Source organism: Marinobacter sp. B-12, assembly GCF_056857915.1.
Genome location: NZ_JBSXOB010000064.1, coordinates 384,213 through 407,096 on the forward strand (window position 1 = coordinate 384,213; position 22,884 = coordinate 407,096).

At 59.6% G+C, this 22,884-nt stretch carries 20 protein-coding genes; 18 read left to right on the forward strand and 2 right to left on the reverse strand.

The window, feature by feature from the left end; all coding sequences use genetic code 11:
• Positions 1-66 precede the first annotated feature (66 nt).
• The gene (greB, locus tag AC13D2_RS20570; RefSeq protein ID WP_300493963.1) at positions 67-558 is read left to right on the forward strand and encodes a transcription elongation factor GreB; all 492 of its coding nucleotides are present in this window, start codon (positions 67-69) and stop codon (positions 556-558) included.
• A gap of 160 nt (positions 559-718) precedes the next feature.
• Positions 719-1,135, forward strand: a complete 417-nt coding sequence (locus AC13D2_RS20575) for a hypothetical protein (protein ID WP_300493965.1) — start codon at positions 719-721, stop codon at positions 1,133-1,135.
• A gap of 18 nt (positions 1,136-1,153) precedes the next feature.
• Here the strand turns inward: AC13D2_RS20575 and AC13D2_RS20580 are convergent, their stop codons facing one another.
• Both AC13D2_RS20580 and AC13D2_RS20585 read right to left on the reverse strand, forming a co-directional pair.
• The gene (locus tag AC13D2_RS20580) at positions 1,154-1,465 is read right to left on the reverse strand and encodes a site-specific integrase (protein WP_300493968.1); all 312 of its coding nucleotides are present in this window, start codon (positions 1,463-1,465) and stop codon (positions 1,154-1,156) included.
• 143 nt (positions 1,466-1,608) lie between these two features.
• Positions 1,609-1,869, reverse strand: a complete 261-nt coding sequence (locus tag AC13D2_RS20585) for an acyl-CoA-binding protein (protein WP_300493971.1) — start codon at positions 1,867-1,869, stop codon at positions 1,609-1,611.
• A gap of 151 nt (positions 1,870-2,020) precedes the next feature.
• On the opposite strand from AC13D2_RS20585, the gene AC13D2_RS20590 reads away from it, so the two are divergent.
• The 16 genes from AC13D2_RS20590 to AC13D2_RS20665 form a co-directional block, all read left to right on the forward strand.
• Entirely contained in the window at positions 2,021-2,512 is a 492-nt protein-coding gene (locus tag AC13D2_RS20590) for a DUF4442 domain-containing protein (protein WP_041333055.1), read from the forward strand.
• A 212-nt stretch (positions 2,513-2,724) separates the two neighbouring features.
• Complete coding sequence (gene tssB, locus AC13D2_RS20595) at positions 2,725-3,225, forward strand: type VI secretion system contractile sheath small subunit (protein WP_300493974.1); 501 nt, start codon at positions 2,725-2,727, stop codon at positions 3,223-3,225.
• Positions 3,226-3,302: 77 nt separating this feature from the next.
• On the forward strand, positions 3,303-4,784 hold the full coding sequence (tssC, locus tag AC13D2_RS20600) for a type VI secretion system contractile sheath large subunit (RefSeq protein ID WP_300493977.1): 1,482 nt from the start codon (positions 3,303-3,305) through the stop codon (positions 4,782-4,784).
• Positions 4,785-4,787: 3 nt separating this feature from the next.
• Entirely contained in the window at positions 4,788-5,228 is a 441-nt protein-coding gene (gene tssE, locus AC13D2_RS20605; RefSeq protein ID WP_036211248.1) for a type VI secretion system baseplate subunit TssE, read from the forward strand.
• 268 nt (positions 5,229-5,496) lie between these two features.
• Complete coding sequence (tssF, locus tag AC13D2_RS20610; RefSeq protein ID WP_300493981.1) at positions 5,497-7,269, forward strand: type VI secretion system baseplate subunit TssF; 1,773 nt, start codon at positions 5,497-5,499, stop codon at positions 7,267-7,269.
• Positions 7,233-8,249: a type VI secretion system baseplate subunit TssG gene (tssG, locus tag AC13D2_RS20615; protein ID WP_292049989.1), complete on the forward strand. Its 1,017-nt coding sequence runs from the start codon at positions 7,233-7,235 to the stop codon at positions 8,247-8,249. Before tssF ends, tssG begins: the two co-directional genes overlap by 37 nt.
• A gap of 40 nt (positions 8,250-8,289) precedes the next feature.
• Entirely contained in the window at positions 8,290-9,624 is a 1,335-nt protein-coding gene (tagH, locus tag AC13D2_RS20620) for a type VI secretion system-associated FHA domain protein TagH (protein ID WP_292049990.1), read from the forward strand.
• Positions 9,621-10,154 (forward strand): type VI secretion system lipoprotein TssJ, encoded by a 534-nt coding sequence (gene tssJ / locus AC13D2_RS20625; protein ID WP_300493984.1) that lies wholly within the window; start codon positions 9,621-9,623, stop codon positions 10,152-10,154. The genes tagH and tssJ overlap by 4 nt, the downstream gene beginning before the upstream one ends.
• Complete coding sequence (gene tssK / locus AC13D2_RS20630; RefSeq protein WP_300493987.1) at positions 10,154-11,488, forward strand: type VI secretion system baseplate subunit TssK; 1,335 nt, start codon at positions 10,154-10,156, stop codon at positions 11,486-11,488. The genes tssJ and tssK overlap by 1 nt, the downstream gene beginning before the upstream one ends.
• 3 nt (positions 11,489-11,491) lie before the next feature.
• Positions 11,492-12,319, forward strand: coding sequence for a type IVB secretion system protein IcmH/DotU (gene icmH, locus AC13D2_RS20635; protein ID WP_292049992.1), 828 nt, complete (start codon positions 11,492-11,494; stop codon positions 12,317-12,319).
• 10 nt (positions 12,320-12,329) lie between these two features.
• Complete coding sequence (gene tssH, locus AC13D2_RS20640) at positions 12,330-14,972, forward strand: type VI secretion system ATPase TssH (protein ID WP_300493991.1); 2,643 nt, start codon at positions 12,330-12,332, stop codon at positions 14,970-14,972.
• 250 nt (positions 14,973-15,222) lie between these two features.
• Complete coding sequence (locus tag AC13D2_RS20645) at positions 15,223-16,788, forward strand: sigma-54-dependent Fis family transcriptional regulator (protein WP_292049997.1); 1,566 nt, start codon at positions 15,223-15,225, stop codon at positions 16,786-16,788.
• A complete protein-coding gene (gene vasI / locus AC13D2_RS20650) occupies positions 16,785-17,438 on the forward strand; it encodes a type VI secretion system-associated protein VasI (RefSeq protein WP_300493994.1) in 654 nt (217 codons plus the stop codon). The genes AC13D2_RS20645 and vasI overlap by 4 nt, the downstream gene beginning before the upstream one ends.
• 50 nt (positions 17,439-17,488) lie before the next feature.
• Entirely contained in the window at positions 17,489-18,925 is a 1,437-nt protein-coding gene (gene tssA, locus AC13D2_RS20655) for a type VI secretion system protein TssA (RefSeq protein WP_300493997.1), read from the forward strand.
• Positions 18,926-18,959: 34 nt separating this feature from the next.
• Positions 18,960-22,544, forward strand: a complete 3,585-nt coding sequence (gene tssM, locus AC13D2_RS20660; RefSeq protein WP_292049995.1) for a type VI secretion system membrane subunit TssM — start codon at positions 18,960-18,962, stop codon at positions 22,542-22,544.
• An 81-nt stretch (positions 22,545-22,625) separates the two neighbouring features.
• On the forward strand, positions 22,626-22,884 hold a 259-nt coding region (locus tag AC13D2_RS20665), incomplete at its 3' end, for a contractile injection system protein, VgrG/Pvc8 family (protein ID WP_482939099.1).

The following is a 22,884-nucleotide window of genomic DNA, read 5'->3' on the forward strand; positions in this document are numbered from 1 at the left end:
CCAGCACAGCGCTAGCCTTACCCCGTTTTTACGGGGTTTTTTTATGTCTACACGGTGGTTTTTCTAATGGCAAGAACCCGCTACATAACCGCGGAGGGCGAGCAGGCTCTTCGTGAGGAATTGCGTTTCCTCTGGAAGGAGAAGCGTCCTGAAGTGACGCAGGCGGTGCGGGAAGCAGCCGCTCAGGGTGATCGCTCAGAGAATGCCGAGTACATCTATGGCAAGAAGCAGTTGCGAGAAATTGACCGGCGCGTGCGCTTCCTGACCAAGCGGCTTGATGAGCTGACGGTGGTGGATCGCCTGCCTGATGACCGGGGCAAGGTGTTTTTCGGCGCCTGGGTGAGTATCGAAAGCGAAGACGGCGACGAAAGCACCTACCGGCTGGTTGGTCCGGATGAATTCGATCTGTCTCGCGGCTACCTGAGCATCGACTCCCCCATGGCTCGCGCGCTTTTGGGCAAACGGATTGACGACGAGGTGGGGGTGCGTACACCGGATGGCTGGAATCACGTTGTGATCACCAAAATTCATTATGAGCCGCTGACGCCCGACAAGTGAGGAGTGTCACAAAACTGGCGACCGACCGGGTTTTTTGTCGTTTTTGGCGATAGACTGATCAAAAATTGTCAGCCTGAGCTGTGTTTGTTCAAATATTAATCAGGCTCGACATGACATAAAAAAGGCAGTCGTTATGGGCGGATTCGATACAAAAAGGACTATGATCGGCGCGATCGTGCTGGTGGTGGCATTGTCACCTCTGGTGTGGGCCCAAACCGGGGAAGAAACTGTCGAGGGTGGCGCCTTCAACTATGAAGAGCGTTCAACGCTGGAAACCATTCCGTTTAACTCCATGGAAGAAGAGTCTCTGGCCAATACCGTGATCGAAGGCGGGCTGGAAGCGCCGGCGGCTGGTGTGCCCGTGCAGCCGCGAACGGACGAGGATTTTTACCTGGACCCCCTTGCCCTTCAGCCCCGTGACCCACGCACGGATCTAGGGCGAAGCGAAATTCCGGTGGAATTCCGCTTCAGCAACCCCAAGTCCATTCCCGGGCAAACCCACGGCGACAACTATATGATCCGCCCACCGACCAATCGCAACTACGGCGCGTTCAATACCACAACGACGGAACGATAATTCGCCTGCCGCGCGGGTTCAGGCGGCAACAATGCTCTCGGGCTCAGTTCTGCCCAATACATCTTCGTAGAAGAACGTCAGCGCCTGTTTGGCCTGATTGAGGCGTGCCCGTGATACTTCCAGGCGTTCGCTCAGGTAAGCCAGGAATAATTGTCGGTCTCCGGGTTGCAGCGCCTCCGGATTTTTCAGGTCGTGGAAAAGCACGAACCGGGAAATCCAGTGGAGATAGGTCTGCTCTGCGCGGTGGTTAAGCTGATGTTTGCGGATGGCGCCAGTCACTCGACTGACAAGGCCGGGCTGCGACTGTTCCAGCGCCTCGGTGATATCCATGATGCGTCTTCCGTGTGGATTGTTGTTCTTATGGTGCGCGCATCTTATGACAATCGTTTGAACGTCGCAAAACTTTTGCGGGGAGAGTTGATCGGGAGCAACAGCCTCGATAGTTGTCGCTTCCCGAAAAAGCTGGTCGCCACTTACTTCAGTGCTTCCAGCTTGTCGATGTACTTCTGCATGGCTTCCTCAGACGAGGTGCCCTTGACCTTTTCCCAGGCGTCGTACTTGGCGCGGCCGACAAAATCCATCATGCCCGGACGTTTGCCGCTGACATCACCTTCGGTGGCCTGCTTGTAGAGGGCATAGAACTCCAGCTTGAGTTCGTTGGAGGGTTTAAAGTCGCCCTCGGCGTTCTGGATGTAGTTGACGGCTTCATCAAAGCGGGCTTTCAGGTCACTCATATGGCGGTTCCTTTTATGGTGTTGAGTCCGATATTCACGATGCGGAAGAGTATATCCAGAGACAGTGTGGCCGTCATTGGCTGATCGTTCCAATCCTTCGACGAATGGGGTATTGTCCGCATCTTTCTTTTAAGATAAGTGGAGATGCCCCATGGCTGCCGCCAACAAACTGGCTAGCATTGTTGCCAAGATCAATCAGTTGCCGGAATTTGCCCGGCCCAAGGCCTTGTCGCTGTTTTTCGGCAAGGCGGTTCCGTTCACCGGTACCACCGGCATTCGCATTGAAGCCCTGGACCAGGAACGTTGCGTGATCTCCCTGAAGAACAAGCGCAGGGTCCAGAATCACATCAAGGGCGTACATGCCGTGGCCTCCCTGTTGTTGGCGGAATCCGCCACAGGCTTTCTGGTCGGTCTGAACGTGCCGGATGACAAGGTGCCCGTGATCAAAACCGCGCATGCCGAATACACCCGCCGTGCCAAAGGCGATATGAAGGTAGAGGCGTACCTCACCGCTGAGCAGCGCGAGCGTATGCTGACCGAAGAGAAGGGAGAAACCTCGGTGCCGGTGACCATTCACGATAGTGAAGGCCAGCAGCCGATCGAGATTGAAATGATCTGGGCCTGGACACCAAAGCGCCGCTAGTTACGACAGGTCATTGTTGTGAAAGGCCCCGGGATGTCGAATGGTTGGCAATTCTTTGCCCAGGGTCGAAAGTTTGCCAGAAGCTGGCCAGTTTTTGCTTGAGTACCCGATTTATCCTGTGTAGAGTTCTGCCTGTAGCGTGCCAGGATGGCGCGCACAATGGACTGTAACACCGCAACTGAGTTTGCACATGGACCACAGGGAGCAAGCGCATGTCTTCAAAAGACGGTTCCGTCGCGCCGAAAGAGCGCATCAATATCAAGTATGTCCCCGCCACCGGTGATCAGCAGGCTGAAACAGAACTGCCGCTGAAGATGTTTGTCGTTGGTGACTTCAAGGGGCAAGCCGAAGAAACTCCGATCGAAGACCGTAAGGCGATTTCCGTCGACAAGAACAACTTCCGTTCTGTGATGTCGGAAGCCGGTCTCACCCTCTCCACCACGGTCACCAACAAGCTGGACGAAGAAGCCGAAGAACTGCCGGTTAACCTCGAATTCCAGACGTTGGACGACTTTTCCCCGGATAGCATTTCCCGCCAGGTGCCTGAGCTGAAGAAGCTGATTGAGCTTCGTGAAGCACTGGTTGCCCTCAAGGGCCCGCTGGGTAACGTGCCATCGTTCCGATCCAGGCTGCAGGAAATGCTGGACAACGACGAAGCCCGCAACAAGCTTCTCGAGGAGCTTGAGCTGGCCACGGACGAAAACGGCGAATAATCCGGATTCGTGACCCGAATTCTGCCAGTGCTGGCAGATCTCAATCTTGTGTTTAAAACGTACTGAAGGGATGTGGTATGTCTGATACTGCTGAGCAGCAATCCGCTGCTTCCGAAGCTGTCGCGGAAGGATCATTGTTGGACCAGGTCATGGCCAACAGTCGCATGGCTCCTGCCGATGAAGGATACGATGTGGCGCGCCGCGGCGTGGCAACGTTTATCTCCAACTTGCTGAAAAGCGAAGAAAAAGGCCAGCCGGTCAACAAGGCGCTGGTCGATCAGATGGTGGTCGAGCTGGATCGCAAGATCAGTGCCCAGATGGATGAAATCCTGCACGCGCCCAAGTTGCAGGAGCTGGAGTCTTCCTGGCGCGGCCTGAAACTGATGGTGGATCGCACGGATTTCCGCGAGAACATCAAGGTGGACATTCTTCACGCCACCAAAACCGAACTGCTGGAAGACTTTGAGTTCGCCCCGGACGTTACCCAGACTGGTTTTTACCAGCACATCTACTCAACAGAATACGGCCAGTTTGGCGGTGAGCCTGTGGGTGCCGTGGTGGGTAACTACGCGTTCACACCCTCCACGCCAGACATGAAACTGTTGCAGTACGTGTCTTCTGTCGGAGCGATGGCCCATGCGCCGTTCCTGTCCTCGGTTGCGCCAACGTTCTTTGGCGTCGACAGCTATCAGGAACTGCCCGCCATCAAGGAACTGAAGGCCGTCTTCGAAGGCCCGAAATACGCCAAGTGGCGCTCCCTGCGTGAGTCGGAAGACGCCCGCTACCTGGGCCTGACATCACCACGCTTCCTGCTGCGGGTGCCTTACGACCCCACCGAAAATCCGGTGCGCAGCTTCAACTACAAGGAAGACGTGTCCGGCGATCACGAGCACTACCTGTGGGGTAACACTGCCTATCTGCTGGCGACACGCCTGACCGAAAGCTTCGCCAAGTACCGTTGGTGCCCGAACATCATCGGCCCGCAAAGCGGTGGTTCGGTGGAAGATCTGCCGGTTCACACCTTTGAATCGTTCGGCCAGCTGGAAGCCAAGATTCCGACCGAGGTGCTGATCACCGACCGTCGCGAATACGAAATGGCTGACGAAGGCTTCATCGCCCTGACCATGCGTAAGGGCAGCGACAACGCAGCGTTCTTCTCCGCCAACTCGGTACAGAAACCCAAGCAGTTCCCGAACACCAAGGAAGGCAAGGAAGCGGAAACCAACTACAAGCTGGGTACGCAACTGCCTTACATGATGATCGTTAACCGCCTGGCGCACTACATCAAGGTGCTGCAGCGTGAGCAGATTGGTTCCTGGAAGGAACGCCAGGATCTGGAACGGGAACTGAATACCTGGATTCGCCAGTACGTGGCCGACCAGGAAAACCCGCCGGCGGATGTTCGCAGCCGTCGACCACTGCGTGCCGCCAAGGTGACCGTTTCCGATGTGGAAGGCGATCCGGGCTGGTACTCGGTATCCCTGGCGGTTCGTCCGCACTTCAAGTACATGGGTGCGAACTTCGAACTGTCACTCGTCGGCCGTCTGGACAAGGACTAATCCGTGTTCAGGAACACCGGTGCTGACGGTGTTCAGGCTTCGGGCGGCAGTCTGTTCGAGCGTTTGGAACAGGCTGCCGAACCCGCCGGGCAAAGTATGGGGGAAGTGACCCATGTGGTGGACTCCATCAAGCGCCACCTGGTTCGCCTGCTGAACGCCCATCCGGGCAACAGCGAGAGTGTACCGGACCTGGGGCTGGTGGATTTCAACGACGCCACGCTCGGTACCCATGACCTGAGCATTCGTATTCGTAGTGCCATACGGCAGTGTATTGAAAAATTCGAACCCAGGGTGAGCCGGGTTGATGTGATGGCGATGCCCCAGGGGCCGGATCCATTGCAACTGCGGTTCCAGGTGACGGTCTACCTGAAGGTGGGTTCGGAGGACGATAAAACGACCATTGATTTGTTATTGGATGACAAGCGCTATTACCGGGTGATTTGAAATCACCCGGTAATAGCAAGCAGACACGGATGAGAACAGGTGATGCAGGGGGCTGCCCAAAAGTGTGCGGAGCCATGGATGGCGGAGCCCAAGCGCCCACGGATGGCTTGAGCGTCTTTTGGGCAGCCCCCTGCATTGCCTGTTCGGAGTCAGAGGCGATGGCGATACCTTTTCTTCTGGGAAAAAGAACTCGCTTTGCTCGGACACCTTTTTCCCAGAAGAAAAGGTATCCCCATCCCCTCGGCCGAACTTTGGTGTAGTAGTCGTTATGAAGTTGAATCGATTTTACAGGGACGAACTGAGTTTTCTCAGGCTGCAGGGCAGAGAGTTTGCGGATGCGCATCCTCAGTTGACCCGGTTTCTTTCTGAGCAGAGTACCGACCCGGATGTTGAACGGCTGCTGGAAGGTTTCGCCTTTCTGACGGGGAAGCTCCGTGAGAAGGTCGAGGACGAGTTTCCCGAGCTGACGCATTCCTTGCTGAACATGCTGTGGCCGAACTATCTCCGGCCAGTGCCCAGTTGCACCATCATGCGGTTTGATCCGCAGTTGCATGCCATCAGTGAGCGCCAGCGGGTGGATCGGCATACCGAGATCAAGAGCCGCCCGCTGGGCGACGCCACGCGCCAGACTCAGTGCCGGTTCCGGACCTGTCGGGCGGTGGATGTTTTTCCGGTGAGTGTGGCGGGCGCCCACGCCGAGCATTCGCGGGAAGTGTCATCGGTGACCGTGGACCTGGCGTTGCACACCGACCAACCGTTGTCGTCCCTGGGCCTCGATAACCTGCGTTTTTACCTGGGCGGCGAGAGCCATATTTCCGAGACGCTGTACCTGTGGCTGAACCACTACCTGCAGCGTATGGAACTGGTGGTAGGCGATTCGGTATTTTCCATTCCGGCCAGCCAGTTGAAGCCCGTCGGGTTCGCTAACGACGAGGCGCTGTTGCCGTATCCGAAGAACGCCTATCCCGGCTACCGGATCCTGCAGGAGTTCCTGAGTTTCCCGGAAGCCTTCCGGTTTGTGGATATTCAGGGCCTGAAAGCACGGCTGCCAGCGGTGCAGGCGGATGAGATCAGCCTGCGGTTTCACTTCAGCCGGATTCTGCCGCCAGATGCCAAGATTCGTGCGGAGAATTTCCAGCTGTACTGCACGCCGGCCATCAATCTGTTTACCCACGAAGCCGACCCGGTGGACCTGAACGGTCGGCAGACGGAGTACCGGATTGCGCCGTCCAGCCGTTCGCCGGAGCACTACGAAGTATTCAGCATTGAACAGGTGGAAGGCTGGCTGGAGGGCCGGTCCGGGCGCGGGGAGCCGCGGCTGTACACCGCGTTTGAGAGCTTTCAGCACGAGGTGGAGCGGGATCGTGGCCGTACCGCCCTGTACTACCGGGTGAAAGCCCGTGAGAGTGTGCGCGGGGATGGCTTTGACCACTACATTTCCTTCGTGCGTGGCGACGAGTCGGAGTGCCTGAATCGTCAGGAAGCGGTATCACTGACTCTGACCTGCACCAACCGTCAGTTACCGCATCAGCTGGCGGTGGGGGAGATCTGCATGGCGACGGAAACCACGCCGGCATTCGCCTCGTTCAGCAATATTACCCGGCCGACGCATACTCTCAGGCCGACACTGGATGGCAGCCTGTTGTGGACGCTGATCTCCAACCTGTCGCTGAATTATCTGTCGCTGCTGGACGTGGACGCCCTGCGCACGGTACTGCGGGTTTATGATTTTCGAGCCCTGGTGGATCGCCAGGCGGAGAGGGTATCCCAGAAGCGCCTGGCCGGCATCCTGGACATCGAGACCACGCCGGTGGACCGGATGGTGCGGGGTTTGCCGGTGCGGGGGATCCGCTCGGTGATGCGGCTGGAGCAGCAGTCGTTTGCCTCGGAAGGCGATCTGTACCTGTTCGGTACGGTCCTCAGCCAGTTTTTCGCACTTTACGCCAGTATTAACGCCTTTCACCAACTGGAAGTGGTGAATACAGACAATCAGGAACGGTACACATGGACGTTACAACAAGGGCAGCAGCCTCTGATGTAGCCGAGCTGCAACCCGTTCTGGGCAATGCACGGCGCTACAGCTTTTTCCAACTGGTGGACCTGATCCATCGTCACCACGGTGATGATCTGGAACGATCCCAGGACGAGCAGCCACAGCGGGAACGCATCCGCTTCTCGGCGTCGGCCGGGCTTGGCTTCCCCGGCAGTGATGTGGTATCGGCGGTGTCGCCGGAGCATGAGCACGCGCCTTATCAGCTGGAAGTCAGTTTCCTGGGCTTGCACGGTTCCCAGTCGCCCCTGCCGGGCTATTACCTTGAGGACCTGGCCTGGGAAGCGGGGCAGAACCTGGGCATTCGTCGCCACTTCCTGGATTTTTTCAATCACCGGCTGGTGACGCTGTTTCATCGGGCGTGGCGCAAGTATCGCTATTACGTGCGGTTTCAGCCGGAGGCTTCGGACGGCTTTTCCGAACACATTTTCTCCCTGGTGGGGCTGGGAGATCCGCAGGTCAGGGCGGCGACACCGGTTAACTGGTCCAAGATGCTGGCCTACGCAGGGATGATGGCGGGCCGTAGCCGCTCTCCGGAAGTGGTCAGCGGCATCATTGGCCATTGCTTTGATCTGGATGATGTCGGCATTGAACAGTGGGTGTTGCGTCGGGTGGAGATCCCCAAGGACCAGCAAACACGGCTGGGGCAGGCGAACGCCGCCCTCGGTGAGGACACGCTGGTAGGCTCGGGCATTCGTGATCGCAGTGGCAAGTTTATCCTGCGCATCCGCAACCTCGACCGACAGCGATTTGCGGATTTTCTGCCCAACGGCGACGACCACGACCGGCTGGTGAAGCTGGTGGAATTTGTCACCCGGGAGCAGTTGGCTTACGACCTGGAACTACAGATGCGCCCGAGGGATGTAAAGCCCATGCAATTAGGCGCGGATGTGCGGCTGGGCTGGAACTCGTTTGTCACCCCGGGAAAAGCCCGGAAGCTGCCGGCGGTGCGGCTGCAGATTCGCCGCTGAACTCAATGGATTGCTTAGCAGGTTAAAAAGGAAACCGGATATGGAACATCAACCAACCCATAGCCTGAAACTGGTGGTTAGTAACCCCACCCAGGTTGCCAGTGGCCTGGCCCGGGAGCATGTATTCGGAGTGCGTGGTGGCTCTATCGGAAGCGCTGGCAGTGATACCTGGCAGTTGTCTTCGCACCGCACCGGTGCCGTCGGTGGCCATGCAGAAGTGCGGTTTATGGATGGCGTGTTTTGCCTCATTGATCGCAGTGGCCGCACCTATATTAACAGTGGCACCCAGCCAGTCGGTCGTGGCCGTCGGGCCCGCCTGAAAAGTGGCGACACCATCACCATTGGTCGCTATCAGCTCAAGGCAGAGGTACTTAGTGGCCAGCGTCAGGATGGTGCTCTGCCGGAGGAAACGGAGGACGCCACTCTGGTCAATGTCGATGAAGGCGAGCTGATGCGTGCCGGGGAGCGTGAACTGGAAACGGCTGGCGCCGAACCGCTGCACGGTTTGCAGCCGGCACCGGGTGAAACCTTCAGCGACGATCCCCTTCAGGCCTGGTCAGACATCCTTGACGAAAGTGAACCCGCTGACGCGGCCGGGAACCGTGACGGGGAGTTCCTGCTGGCGGACAAGCCAGAATGGTATGCCAGCGAGGGCACCGTAACCGACGAGTACCGCGAGAACCGCGACGTAGCGATGGGGCTACCCAAGCAACAAGGAGAGCGTGACAGGATGTCCGAGACCACCAAGCCGGCCCGCCGCCGGGAGACCAATGACCAGAGCCGCCAGCACATCAGCGGTGCGCCGCTGTTGCGCGGTATGGACACCGATCTGGGCTTTGCCGACAGCGACGAAATGCGCCTGTTCCTGGAAGAGGCCGGCCAGACCCTCAAAGCCACCGTGGAAGGCCTGCTTGCCCTGCACCAGGGTGAGGACAGCCGCCACCAGGCTCTGCGCACACGCCTGCAGCCCATTGAGGACAATCCGTTGCGCCTGGGCGAAGACTACAGCGAAACCGTGCAGACCCTGTTCGCCAGCCAGCGCAGCCCGGTTCACCTGTCCGCCCCGGCGGCGGTCAGTGAGAGCCTGCAAAGCCTTCATCATCATCAGCTCGCTACCCAGACCGCCATTCGCGAGGGGCTGGATGCCATTCTTCATGCCTTCTCACCGGAGGCATTGCTGCGCCGGTTCCATGGTTATCGCCGTGGCCTGAAAACCGACGAAGATGAGAGCAATTGGGCATGGGAGATGTACCAACACTATTACCGGGAACTGAGTTCCAGTCGTCAGCAGGGATTCGAGCGCCTTTTTCAGGAGGTGTTTGAACAGGCTTACGATCAACAACTGCGTCAATTACAGAGGGAGAACCTGTCGTGAAGTACTGCAAATGGAGTTTGCTGGTCGCCATTCTCGTTTTGGTGGGGTGTAGCACCCCCTATAACGCGGTTACCAAGACCGCCAAGGTGATGTGGGACCCGGACATTCCTGTGGGTTACCCGGACGAGCTGCCAAGCCGGGTGGATCTGACCATGCTGGCGGAGCCGAACGTGAACCCCAACGAATCCCTGGCCCCCACGCCCATCGCGTTTCAGATCATCCAGATGCGGGACAGTTCGCGGTTGATGGCGGCGGATTTCGACCAGTTGCTGGGCGAGCTGGAGCCGTCCCTGGGCCGCAACTACGTGGACCATAGCGATTACACGCTGGTGCCCGGGCAGTTCAAGTTCATAGAGCCGTTCGAAATCGCCGAGGATACGCGCTTTATCGGGGTGATTGCCTTCTATGCCTATCCCAACCTGTCCCAGTGGAAGAAGGTGGTGAAGGTGGACCCCATCGGTGGTCGCTACCACCTGCTGGTCAATCTGCGCGAGCGCGAAGTCACACTCAGAAGGTCGGATGAGTCCTGATGTCTGCAACCAATCGAGTCGTCTGGAGTGATGGGCTGTTCATCAAACCCCAGCACTTCCAGCAGCAACAACGTTACCTGGAACACCAGATCAACGAACGGGCCCTGGCGATTTCTGATTACCTCTACGGTTTCAGCGATCTGGAGCTCAATGCGGAATACCTGAGCTTTGGTCGGGTGGGCCTGGTGCGGGCCAGCGGCCTGTTTCCGGATGGCACCCGTTTCTGCCTGCCCCAGGACGATGTGATGCCAGAGCCCCTGGAAATCACCGATGCTTCCGTGGCCAACCAGGTGGTGTACCTGGCCCTGCCGCTGGGCAGCGAGAGCCTGGCCGAAGTGGAATGGCCGGAGGCCGCCATCGCTGGCCGCTTCCGGGCCCAGAGCGAGGAAGTACGGGACCTGCATTCCATTGATGGCGATTCCCACTCTATCGACGTGGCCCGAGTGGCCCCGAAGCTGATGCTTGAACGGGACGATCGCAGCGCCTATGCGGCCCTGGCCATTGGCCGAATTCTGGAAAAGCGTCCCGATGGCAGCCTGGTGATGGACCCGAACTTCATCCCCACCATGCTCAGTGTGCGGGCGGCGCCCCGGCTTCAGCGTTTTGTCGGGGAAATGGCCGGGCTGATGCGCGAACGGGCCAAGAATATTGCCGAGCGCGTGGGTGCCCCGGGGCAGGGTGGTGTCGCGGACGTGGCGGATTTCATGCTGTTGCAGATGCTTAATCGTGCTCATCCCCGTTTCCTGCATCTGGCGCGTTTGCGTCAGTTGCACCCGGAACGGCTCTACGAGGCGTTGCTGGAGTTGTGCGGCGAACTGGTGACCTTCACCGATGAAAACCGCCTGCCCCAGGAATACACCGCCTACGATCACGACCTGCCGGAGGATTCCTTCACGCCGCTGATGCAGGTGCTGAGGCAATCACTGAGCACGGTGCTGGAACCGCGTGCGCTGGCTATCCAGCTGCAGCAACGCCAGTACGGTCTCACGGTGGCACCGGTCCAGGATGCACAGTTGATCGGCCAGGCCGAGTTCATCCTGGCAGTGAAGGCGGACATGCCGCTGGACGATCTGCGCAAGCAGTTCATCCAGCAGTGCAAGGTGGCGTCGGTGGAGAAAATCCGCGATCTCATCAGTCTGCAATTGCCGGGGATTCCGCTGTCGGCCCTGCCGGTGGCACCCCGTCAGTTGCCGTATCACGCCGGGTTCGTGTACTTCCGGTTGGATGACCAGAGCCAGGCCTGGCAGATGCTCGACAACGCCAGCGGTTTTGCGTTCCACGTGGCCGGCAGTTTCCCGGGAATGGAAATGCAGTTCTGGGCAATCAGGAGCTAGATCATGGCAGATGCACCGGTGATGGATTCACCCAATGGCAGCACGGAAGCAGGTGGCAGTGCGTTTGATGACCTGATGTTTGCGGACAGTAACCGCGATGGTCGCGTGGGCGATCAGGGCTTTGGTAATGACCAGTTCCAGCTGCGGGGCCTGGAGGATAACCGGCTGATTGATGCCGCGACGCCCCTGTTGGGGCTGGTAATCCGGGTACGCCGGCTGGCGGATTTCCAAGGTGTGGAGAATCTGTACCAGCAAGTGGTGGACGAAGTCGCCGCCATTGACCGGGAACTGGTGGAGCAGGGCTACGAACGGCCGACCGTGGTGGCCTATCGCTACGTACTCTGCGCTTTTATCGACGAAGCCGTGCTGGGTACCGACTGGGGTGCCCACAGCGTGTGGTCCCAGCATTCGCTGCTGTCCCGGTTCCACAACGAAACCTGGGGTGGCGAGAAGGTGTTCGCCATCACCGCCCGCATGGAGCAGGAACCGGAACGTTACCGCGACATGCTGGAGTTCATCTATCTGTGCCTGTGCCTGGGATTCGAAGGCCGCTACAAGGTAATGACGAATGGCCGGGACGAATACGAACAGATTATTCGCGGGCTGTATGAACAGATTCGCGGGTTGCGCCGCGACGAGGAACTTCAACCATTGTCCAGCGCGTTGGACAACGTAACCCCCGCCCGCAACCGGCTGCGGACAGGCCTGCCCCTCTGGGGCATTGGTGGCCTGTTTGTGGCGGCCATGGCCGGGGTGTACACGCTTTACAACATAGCGCTGAATGAACGCATCAGGGATGTGCTCAGCGTACTGGAACAACTCCCGAAATAAGGAGATCACTGTGATTCGGGTAGAACTGCCGGCGCTGATTGAGCGCCTCAACGAGATTTGTCGCCAGGGAATGGAAAGCTCGGCGGCCCTGTGTATCAGTCGCCAGGGTGCGGAAATCACTCCGGCTCACCTGTTGTTCAAACTGCTGGAAACACCGTTTACGGATGTGCGCCAGATTCTGGAAAGCACCGGTATCGACCACCACACCCTGCAACCGGTGGTGGGGGATAGCCTGAACGGTGAGACCCAATCCGCTGAGCCGTACCCGTCGTTCTCGCCGTTGCTGATCGAGCTGCTGCAGGACGCCTGGCTGATCGCTTCCACTGAACTGGGCCACACCGACCTGCGCTCGGGCGCCATCATGCTGGCGCTGCTGATGAACGCAGACCGCTACCTGATGCCCCAGGTCAGCCAGCGGCTGAAAGACATCAATCGTGAGCAGCTGCGCCGGCAGTTCGACTCCATGACCCGGGGCTCGGTTGAGCAGCCACGCGCCGAGGATGCCCCCAGTGCCGCTAATCAGGCGCAGGTCGACATGGATCCGCTCAAGCGCTACGCCACCGACTTCACCAAACTGGCCAGGGACAAGAAACTGGACCCGGTGGTGTGCCGTGACACTGATATCGACCAGATGATCGACATCCTCTGCCGCCGTCGCAAGAACAACCCTATCGTTGTCGGCGATGCTGGCGTGGGCAAAAGCGCCGTTGTTGAGGGCCTGGCCCTGCGCATCGTCAACGGCGATGTGCCCGAGCGCCTGACCGGCGTGGAACTGTGGACCCTGGATATGGGGGCACTGCAAGCCGGCGCGTCAGTGAAGGGCGAGTTCGAAAAGCGCCTGAAAGGCGTGATTGAAGCGGTGAAAAGCTCCGCGACGCCGATTATTCTGTTTATCGACGAAGCTCATACCCTGATCGGCGCCGGCAACAGCGAAGGCGGCTCCGACGCCGCCAACCTGCTCAAGCCGGCCCTGGCCCGCGGCGAGCTGCGCACCATCGCGGCCACCACCTGGCGTGAATACAAGAAATACTTCGAGAAAGACCCGGCCCTGAGCCGCCGCTTCCAGCCCGTTGCACTGGATGAACCAACCCCGGCCCAGGCGGTGCATATCCTTCGTGGTCTGCGCACCGTCTACGAAAAGGCCCACCGGGTACTGATCGCTGACAGCGCCCTGAAAGCCGCTGCCGACATGTCTGCCCGTTACCTGGCCGGCCGCCAACTCCCGGACAAGGCCATCGACGTGCTCGACACCGCTTGCGCCCGGGTCAGCCTCAACCTCAGCACCCCTCCGCGCCGCCTCAGCCACGTGCGCAGTGAACTGCACCAGTTGGGCATGGAACAGGAACTGATGACCCGCGAACAGACGCTCGGGCAGGCCATCGACCACCAGCGCGAAAGTGAACTGGTGGAACGCCTGGAAACCCTGCGCAAGGAAGCAGAAGAACTGGAACAGCGCTGGAACGACCAGCGGGAACTGGTGGCGCGCCTCGTGGACATTCGCGAGCAACTGCTTAGCGAGGACACTGCCGAAACCGAAGCGAACGCAGAGGCGAACGAAGCCACGCCCGAAACCGACGAAGAACGCCCGGACCTGAAAAGCGAAGCCGCCGCCATCGAGCAGGAACTGGAAGAGCTGCAGGCCGACGAGCCTCTGGTACACGCACGTGTCGACGCCCGCCAGGTGGCCGAAGTTATCGCCGACTGGACTGGCATTCCGGTCAACCGCATGACCGCCGACGAGCTGGAAAAAATCACTCGGTTGCCGGAATACCTGCAATCGCACATCAAAGGCCAGGACACCGCCATCGGCGCGTTGCACCAGCACCTTTTGACCGCACGTGCCGACCTGCGTCGCCCCGGCCGCCCCATGGGCGCCTTCCTGCTGGCCGGCCCCAGCGGTGTGGGTAAAACCGAAACCGTGGTGCAACTGGCCGAACTGCTCTACGGCGGCCGCCAGTTCCTCACCACCATCAACATGTCCGAATACCAGGAGAAACACACCGTCTCCCGCCTGATCGGCTCACCGCCGGGCTATGTGGGCTTTGGCGAAGGCGGCATCCTCACCGAAGCCATTCGCCAGAAGCCCTATTCGGTCGTGCTGCTCGACGAAGTCGAAAAAGCCCATCCGGAAGTGCTCAACCTGTTCTACCAGGCCTTCGACAAAGGCGAACTGGCTGACGGTGAAGGCCGCCTGATCGACTGCAAGAACGTTGTGTTCTTCCTCACCTCGAACCTGGGCTACCAGACCATCGTCAAACACGCGGAAGAGCCCGAAAAAATCGAGGAAGCGCTCTACCCGGAACTGGCCGACTTCTTCAAACCGGCACTGCTGGCACGTATGGAAGTCGTGCCCTACCTACCGCTGGGCGAAGACACCCTCAACCGCATCGTTGGCGACAAACTCGACCGCCTGGCCACCCAGATCGGCGACCGTTACCACACCAACGTGGAACTGGAAGACGGCCTGGTAGAAGCCATCCGCAGCCGCGCCACCCGCAGTGAAAACGGCGCGCGGATGCTGGAGTCGATTATTGAAGGTGAACTGCTGCCGCCGGTCTCGCTGGCGTTGCTGGAGAAACTGGCTGCCCGGGAGCCAGTCACCAAAGTGACGCTTGGTGTTGAAGACAACAAGTTCACAGGAACAGTCGCTTAACGTGCAGGCGCCCTGAATGGTAGCGCTCCGTGCGGTTGAGCCTTCCAAAACCCTGCGGAGCCATGGATGGCGGAGCGGAGCCTACAGGGACGTATTCACGGCGTGTTTTGGAAGGCTCAACCACACGGAGTGCGGGCGGCGAACGAGAGCGGAGCGTACAGGGATGTATTCACAGCGTGTTTTGGAAAGCCGAACCACAGGGTACGCGGTCGGCGAACAACCTACACAGGGAAGAAAAATAATGGGACGGATGCAGACGGAGTTGCACACCGGCATAGACCTGGCGGTTGAACTGCTCCGGCAGGACAACCTGCCAACCCTGCTAAAAGTCGCCTCACGGCAACTCGAAAACACCTTCGGCCTCACCCGCTGCTGGTCACTGGAACTCGACCTCAGCGGTCGCACGCTTCATTGCGCGGCACTGGGCGAGCAGGGCGAATTCGACTGCGGCGACTTCAGCCACCCCTTTGCCCACCTGCTGCAACAGGGCAAACCCAGGGAACTGTCACGGGCCGCCGGTTACCGTCTGGATCATCCAGGGTTCCAGGCCCTGGTCGACGCCAGCAACCGGCCCCGCTCATTCTGGTTGGAGCCCATCAAAGGCGAAGACGGCCGCACCCTCGGCATCCTCGTACTGTGCAATGAAGAACCCGAATGGGACGGCATCACCGCCCAGCCACTGTACCGCGGTTTGTTGACCCTGCTGTCTCACCAATGGGTCAGCCAGCTCAAGACCAGCGACCAGGTCTGGCAGCGGCGCATGCTCAAACGCTCCCTGGATCACCTTCACGACGCAGAAGCCGTACGCCAGCGCTGTGAAGAGTTGGCGACCACTCTGGTTGGCAACTCCAAAGCCATGACAGACCTTCGCGCCCAAATTGTCCGGGCCGCAGGCAGCCAGCTCTCGGTTCTGGTGCAGGGTGAAACCGGCTGCGGCAAGGATCTCGTAGCCCAGGGCATTCACCGGTTTTCGGATCGGGCCGAAGGGCCCTTGGTGGTGGTCAATTGCGCCGCCATCCCGGACTCGTTGCTGGAAAGCGAACTTTTTGGCCATACCAAGGGTGCGTTTTCCGGTGCCGACCGGGCCAAGGAAGGTCTGCTGGCGCAAGCGGACGGGGGCACCCTGTTCCTGGACGAAATCGGCGACATGCCCATGGCTCTGCAGTCCAAACTGCTGCGGGTACTGGAAAGCCGACGCTTCCGCCCACTCGGTGCTCAGCAGGAACAACACTCCGATTTCCGCCTCGTGGCGGCCACCCATCAACCTTTGAGCGACTGTATCGAAGAAGGCCGGTTTCGCCGTGACCTGTTCTACCGGCTCAGCCAGTTCCCGTTACGGGTCAAGCCGTTGCGGGAACGCCCGGAAGACCTGGAGCCCCTGTGCCGGCATTTTATCCGCGAATATACCGCCCGAGAGGGGGCCGGCCCGCTGGGTATCAGCAGTCATGCCCTGGGTATGCTGGCGGGATATAACTTTCCCGGTAATGCCCGGGAACTGAGGAACATTGTCGAGTTTGCCTGCCTGCAAACCCCGGTGGGTGACGATATTCAGCCGGAAGTGCTGCGCCTGGATGATCTGTTTCCAAACCAGGAAACCTGTATTGCCAGCGACTTTCAGGCTACTGCCGTCCCCGGGCTGCCACAGGCGGATGAAGTGGACGACCTCCGGGCCGCGGCCCAGGCGTTCGAGGCGGCCATCATTCGTGAACGCCTGCGTCAGTACGGTGGCAACCGTGCCCAGGCAGCGGAAAGCCTGGGGCTGCCCAAGCGCACCCTGGCCCATAAATGTCTGAAGTATCAGGTGACAGAAGCGTGAACCCAAATATTCGAAGTAACAGCCTCCTTGCCTTTATGCTCTGGGCCCTTGGTACGACGATGTCTTTGTTCGCCAATGCGCAGGGCAATCCCCAGATGGCTGAGGCCATGACGTGTACCGAAGAGAGTCAGCGTCTGGAGCGGCTGGCGTGTTTTGACGAGGTGTTTGGTACCCCGTTTTCAGTGGCGGTTGAAGACGCCATCGTTGGTAACCAGCCTGAGCGCTGGCGCCAAGCCTTCGCCCAGGAGCAGCGCCGCCGCCCGGGTGACGGCCCGCTGTATCGCAACACGTCAGAGCTGGCAGGCCATCTGCTCACGCTCAGCGCCCTTGGGGTCAAGCCGCCGAGGCCGTTGCTGGCGGTGCAGTGTCATAACAACATCACCGAACTGACATTGATGATGCCGGAGGCGGTGAAAGAGGAGCGGGTCACCGTCGATTTTGGCCAGGGCCGTCAGATCTGGCGGGTCCGGGACGACGGTTTCGTGATCAGTGGCGGTCGGGGGCTACCCGCCATCCGAACGGTGCGGAACATGGCGGCTGGGTCCGAAGTGACGGTGGCATCGTCCAGCGGCGTCGTCGACGGGTTGATGTTCGACCTGACCGGGTTTCGGGACACTCTCAAGCCACTGCGGGAAGCGTGTGGCTGGTAATGATCTTTATCAAGAATGTGTAGCGCCATTTGCAAAGACAGGGATTGGACATGCAGGCAGTAGAGCAGCATCCATACGTTGAACAGGTGTTGAACAGCCTTTCCGGTGAGAGCGCCACGGGTGAGAACCTGATGGACGACCCCACCATGGAATACCTCGAAAATGAAATCATGAAAGTGGGATCGCTGGCCCACACCGGTGTTGAATGGGGCAAGGTGGAGAGTGAATCGCTTCGCTTGCTGTCGGACACCAGTAAAGACCTCAAGGTGCTGGGGTTTCTTCTGCTGTGCCTGCAACGTGGTGGCAATGGTGAACGGTTTGCGCTGTCGCTGTACCTGTTGCATCGGGTACTGGGCAGTTGGTGGTACGAAGCCTGGCCTTATCCGGGAGACAAGGGCAAACGCGCCCGCAAGATGCTGATGACCCAGATTCTGCAACGGGCTCTCAAGGAAGTGTCGGCACTGAGCTTCGACGGCGGCGTGGGTGATGGCCGGGAATTCTGCCTGACCACGCTCGGCAAACTGCTGGAACAGGCGAGCACACTGGAGCTGCCGGATGATGGCCTGGTCGACTTGCGCCGGGCCGTGGAAAAGCTGCCATCACCCTCTGATACGCCCAGGCCGCCGGAAGCCACCGACAATACCGAAAGCGCGGGTACATCATCGGCTGGCTCATCCCTGTCACAAGTCAGCAGCACTTCTTCCGCTTCTCTGGGCAGCCTGACCCTGGACCCCGCCAACGAACGGGCCACCCGTCAGAGCCTGCTTAAAGTGGCGGATATGCTGACTGAAACCACCCCCGCCGACGCACTGGGCTATCAGCTCCGCCGCTACGCCATCTGGCAGACCATCACCTCGGTTCCACCAGCACGAGACGGTATCAAGAGCGACCTGGCAGCGGTAAGTGCGGACCGTGTGGCTGACTATCGCGAAAGCCTGGCCAAATCCCCGGACGGGGCCCTTTGGCAGCGGATTGAGCAAAGCCTGTCGGTCAGCCCGTTCTGGCTGGAAGGTCACTGGTTGAGCGCGCAAGTGGCCTCTGCACTCGGGCACGAGACCTGTGCCGAGGCCATCCGTACGGCGGTTAAAGCCTTTGTCGAACGGCTGCCGGAACTGGCGGATATGACTTTTAACGATGGTACTCCTTTTCTACCCAAGGCGGTCGCCGACTGGATGCTCAGCGGCCCGGCGAAGGGTGGCGCCGCAGGCGGCGCGAGTGCCTGGGAACAAGCCTACGAGGATGCCCGGGCAGTCATGGACCAGAAGGGCCTGGCACCGGCCATGAAGCTGCTGGAAGAAGGCCTGGAGTCCGCGCGCGAGCCCCGTGATCGATTCTACTGGCGGCTGATGAGCAGCCAGTTGATGAAAGACAGCGGCATGAAAAGCCTGGCGAAACAGCAGGTGCAGGATCTGCGTGAGCAGACCCGCGGGATGAATCTTGAAGACTGGGAGCCCGGCCTGGTGGCCCGGCTGGACAGACTTGCCTAACAACTGACGGATCAAATTGACAGGAATGGACACCATGTGGAGACAAGCCCTACTCATTGGACGACGGATACTGCCCTTTGTGCGCAGTGCGGCGCCGATTACCCTGGCGCTGGGTGTGGTGGTACTGCTGGCCGCAACCTGGTGGTTGGGCCCGCGCCTGGAAATTGGCGGTGAATACCCGTTGGCGGCCTGGCAGATGCGTGCCCTGGTGACGCTGGTGGTGGTACTGCTGGTAGCCATGGTCTGGGGCATGATGCTGGCGCGCAAGCTGCGCAAAGTGAACGTCGCCAAGGCGGAAGAGCAGAAGGAAGAGGAAGATCCCATCCTGCCGCTGGAACGGCGCCAGCAGCGCCTGCTTGATCGCCGCCTGACGGAACTCAAGAGCAACCTGCCGGGCCGAAAGGGTGTCTATCGTTTGCCCTGGTACCTGGTGATGGGCCTGGAAGACGCTGGTAAAACCAGCCTCATCCAGCGTTCAGGGCAGACATACACCCTCACCAACGTCACCCGCAATCCCCGCACCGAGCGTAACCCGTTCGGTTTCGAATGGTGGGTGGGCGACAACGGTGTACTGATTGACCCGGACGGCGAACTGCTGAGCCAGAATAACGGCGAAGGCGCCAGCAGCGAGATCCAGCAGCGGCTGTGGACCCACTTCATCACCTGGCTGGAAAAGAATCGCCCTCAGCGCCCCCTGAATGGCGTTGTGCTGGCGGTGGATCTTGCCCGCCTGAGCACCGGCAACGAACAGCAGCGCCAAGCCCAGGCCATCCTGCTTCGTACCCGGCTGCGGGAGTTGATGGAGCAACTGGGTTCCCAGTTGCCGGTGTACATCAGTTTTACCAAAATGGACCTGCTCTATGGGTTTGCGCCGTTTGCCCGCACACTCTCCAAAGCCGAGCGTGAACAGCCCTTGGGCTTCACCTTCCAGTTGGACGGCCAACTGGATGCCGACGACTGGTTGGGCGAGTTTGACCAAAGCTTCAGCAAACTCGCGGAGCAACTCGGTGAACGGCTTCCGGACGTGCTATCTGCCACAAGGGATGCCGAAGAGCGTGCCGCTGCCTATTCCTTTACCCGCCAACTGGCCGGCCTGAAACCGGTGCTCGAACAGTTTCTGGCAGACCTGCTTTCTGCGGATGCGTTTTCAACACCGGCCCTGGTGCGAGGCACCTACTTTACCTCCGTGGTTCAGGAAGGCGTGCCGGAAGATGCGTTCGTCTCTGCCGCCGCTGCGAATTATGGGCTTGCCAGCCCGATACAGCCGGCTCAGCGTGGTGGGCAGTCTTCAAGCCTGTTCACCGAAAAGCTGTTTCCCAACATTATCTATCGCGAAGCGGGCCTGGCCGGTGACAACCAGAAAGTGGTTGGTAGTCGGCGTCGCCGCATTGCTGTCGCGGCCGTCGTGGCCGTTGCCGCCGGCCTGGGTATGACCGCCGGATGGCAGCACTACTTTATCGAAAATGCACAGGCCGCTACCGCGGTGGAGGAGCGGGTACGCAGTTTTATCGATAACTGGCGCCCCATCGGATACGAACCTGACACCACTGGCCGCAATTTGCTGGAGCCTCTGGACCAGTTGCGAGAGGCCACCCTGGCGTTCGGGGACTACCGGGCAGAGCCAGCCGTAGTGGCGGATATGGGCCTATACAAAGGCCACAAGGTTGGTCCGGAAGTGGAAGAATCCTATCTGGACATGCTGGCTTACCAGTTTATGCCCGCGCTGATGCTGGGCGTGATGGAAGAGATGAGCGATGCCCCGGATACCAGCTCTGAGCGCCTCGACCACTTGCGTGTACTGCGGATGCTCTATGACGCCAGTGGCCGCCGCCGGGACATCGTCCACAGCTACATGAGCGATTATTGGCAGCGGGCCTACCCGGCGCAGCGGGACCTGCAACAACGACTGCTCAGCCACCTCGACTACGCCATGCTGCATACGGACCTGAACCAGCGGGTGGAAGCGGGTGACAAGACCGCCGACATGGCACTGGCCCCCTTTCGCAGCAGTGTCCAGTGGGCCCAGCACGAGCTCGGCCGCATTGCGACTCCGGACCGGGTTTATCGGGATCTGGAGAGAGAAGCGGAGAAGAATTTCCGCTCACCGCTGGATCTTGCCCGGGAGTCTGGGCCGGCCTTCAGCACCGTGTTCGTGCACCTGGATGAATTCGGTGAACCACTTAATGAGGAGAACACTGAACAGGAAGACCCGGTGGTGATTCCATCACTGTTGACCCGCGAAGGCCTGGATTCCTGGTTCCTGCGTAAATCCGGGTCGGTCACGGAACTGGCGTTGGTGGACGCCTGGGTGCTGGGCCGCCGCGATGATGTGAACTTCAGCAAGGCGGATGAAGCGAGGTTGCAGGCGCAACTGCAATCCCTTTACGCGGAAAACTATGTGGCGAGCTGGCGTCGGGCCCTGAGCCGGCTGGATATCCAGAGCTTCAGCGACCTTAACCATGGTGTACGTATTCTGGAAAGCCTGACCAGCGGTCACGAGCCGCTGAACCAGTTGCTGGCACAGGTCACGGCCAATACCCGACTGATTCCTGGAGGCAGCGAAGAAGCCGAGGCGGCTCGCAAGGTGATGGAGCAGTCCGCCCACTTCCAGATGGTTCAGGAGATTGAACGACAGTTTACCGACCTGAATGCATTGATCGAGAAGCAGGGTGATGACCCCAGTGATATGGAGCAGGTGATGGACGTGGTTCAAAACCTGCACACCTATCTGCGTGGTATTCAGGAAGCACCGGATCGTGGCAAGGCGGCACTTTCAGCCGCCCGTGCCCGGATGGGCCTGCAAGGCGCTGACCCGATCTTCACCCTGCAACGGGTGGCCTCGAATCAGCCGGCACCGTTGGACCGGATGCTTGAGAAGCTGGCCTCGGAAAGCTGGCGTGTGGTGCTGGACCAGGCCGTGGCACAGCTGGAACGACAGTGGTACCAGGAAGTCTACCAGCCGTTCCAGCAGAGCCTGGCCAGACATTATCCGTTTAATCCCGGTGCCGGTCGCGACGCCGCACTGCAGGATTTCGAGCGCTTCTTTGCGCCGGATGGTGTGTTGGACCAGTTCTATAAAGAGAACCTGAAACTGTTCCTGGAAGACCATCCGGAGCACATTGCCGGTTCCAAGCGGGCCAGCCTGGTTCGTCGTGATGTCTTGGGCTCGCTTGAGAAAGCCGAAAACATCCGCCGCGCTTTCTTCACCCGAAGCGGATCACTGGATGTTGAGTTCGCAATGGAGCCGTTGCACCTGTCCTCCAACAAACGCCGCAGCGTGATGAACGTGGACGGACAGTTGGTCGAATTCAGCCATGGCCCCAGCCAAAGTATTCCGCTGGTGTGGCCCAATACGTTGCGGGATTCGGTTGAAAGCCGGGTAACTCTGGTGCCCACCGAAGTGAACCGCTCGCCACGCAGCGTTTCAGAAAATGGTCCCTGGGCGTTGTTCCGCCTGCTGGACGAAGCCGACATCACCGGTGTGAGCAGCAGTGCCGTGGATGTTCGGTTTGCGCTGGACGACGGCGAGATGCGTTATCGCCTGCATGCGGGCAGTAATACCAACCCGTTCACACAGCAGTTGCTCGCGGGGTACCAGATACCACGCAGTCTGTATTAGACTACGCACCAGAGCCAATACGGAAACAGGACGTTTTCCGTATTGGCGGTTCAGGATTATACTGCTTCAAGGATCGAAGACATGCCCCAGGCAACCGGACTGCAGTTCACGGCCACCCTTGGCCAACTCCCCAGAGACCTGTTCGTGGTCGCCCGTTTCGAGCTGACCGAGCACCTTTCCAGTCTCTGCTACTGCAAGTTGGAGCTGGCCAGTACCTCGCCCGACATTGCCCCCGAAGACGTGCTCGAACAACCCGTGGACCTGGTGATGTGGCAGGACGGTGTACCGCTGCGGCGCTTCACCGGCGTGGTCAACGAATTCGTCCGGGGCGACTCCGGCC

Bases quoted from the DNA above. Each gene is read 5' to 3' on its own strand.
- tssC (WP_300493977.1), top strand. From the start codon at position 3,303: ATGTCTGATACTGCTGAGCAGCAATCCGCTGCTTCCGAAGCTGTCGCG.
- AC13D2_RS20585 (WP_300493971.1), bottom strand. From the start codon at position 1,869: ATGAGTGACCTGAAAGCCCGCTTTGATGAAGCCGTCAACTACATCCAG.
- icmH (WP_292049992.1), top strand. From the start codon at position 11,492: ATGGCAGATGCACCGGTGATGGATTCACCCAATGGCAGCACGGAAGCA.
- greB (WP_300493963.1), top strand. From the start codon at position 67: ATGGCAAGAACCCGCTACATAACCGCGGAGGGCGAGCAGGCTCTTCGT.
- tssB (WP_300493974.1), top strand. From the start codon at position 2,725: ATGTCTTCAAAAGACGGTTCCGTCGCGCCGAAAGAGCGCATCAATATC.
- tssG (WP_292049989.1), top strand. From the start codon at position 7,233: ATGGACGTTACAACAAGGGCAGCAGCCTCTGATGTAGCCGAGCTGCAA.
- AC13D2_RS20575 (WP_300493965.1), top strand. From the start codon at position 719: ATGATCGGCGCGATCGTGCTGGTGGTGGCATTGTCACCTCTGGTGTGG.
- tssK (WP_300493987.1), top strand. From the start codon at position 10,154: ATGTCTGCAACCAATCGAGTCGTCTGGAGTGATGGGCTGTTCATCAAA.
- tssA (WP_300493997.1), top strand. From the start codon at position 17,489: ATGCAGGCAGTAGAGCAGCATCCATACGTTGAACAGGTGTTGAACAGC.
- AC13D2_RS20580 (WP_300493968.1), bottom strand. From the start codon at position 1,465: ATGGATATCACCGAGGCGCTGGAACAGTCGCAGCCCGGCCTTGTCAGT.
- AC13D2_RS20590 (WP_041333055.1), top strand. From the start codon at position 2,021: ATGGCTGCCGCCAACAAACTGGCTAGCATTGTTGCCAAGATCAATCAG.
- tagH (WP_292049990.1), top strand. From the start codon at position 8,290: ATGGAACATCAACCAACCCATAGCCTGAAACTGGTGGTTAGTAACCCC.
- tssM (WP_292049995.1), top strand. From the start codon at position 18,960: ATGTGGAGACAAGCCCTACTCATTGGACGACGGATACTGCCCTTTGTG.
- AC13D2_RS20645 (WP_292049997.1), top strand. From the start codon at position 15,223: ATGCAGACGGAGTTGCACACCGGCATAGACCTGGCGGTTGAACTGCTC.
- tssF (WP_300493981.1), top strand. From the start codon at position 5,497: ATGAAGTTGAATCGATTTTACAGGGACGAACTGAGTTTTCTCAGGCTG.